Source organism: Neobacillus cucumis, assembly GCF_023715505.1.
In genome coordinates, this window is the sequence record NZ_JAMBOH010000144.1 from 1 (window position 1) to 295 (window position 295).

General features: G+C 27.8%; 1 pseudogene. It reads left to right on the top strand.

Annotated elements, in window-relative coordinates:
* Positions 1-121, top strand: a pseudogene (locus M3226_RS31845) (transposase); the annotation flags it as partial.
* Positions 122-295 lie beyond the last annotated feature (174 nt).

Consider the following 295-nt stretch of genomic DNA (forward strand, 5'->3'; position numbering starts at 1 on the left):
TATATACAACAAAATGGAAATGTATTATTCAAACCTGGGCAGGAAATCTCTTGATCCTGTACTTTTATTTAAGATGTTACTTATTGGTTATCTTTTTAATGTTGATTCCGAACGAGAGCTGGAACAAAAGACTCCATCTCAATATTTAAATACTCTTGAATTAGAATCGTGTAAACGAGCACAATATTTCAGTTATTCATTTTCACTTTAGTCCAGAAAAAAATCTGAAATAATTTGCTTGTTTTTTCATTTTAATTCAGATTGTGAAAAATCTTAATCAAATTATTTCAGCTTA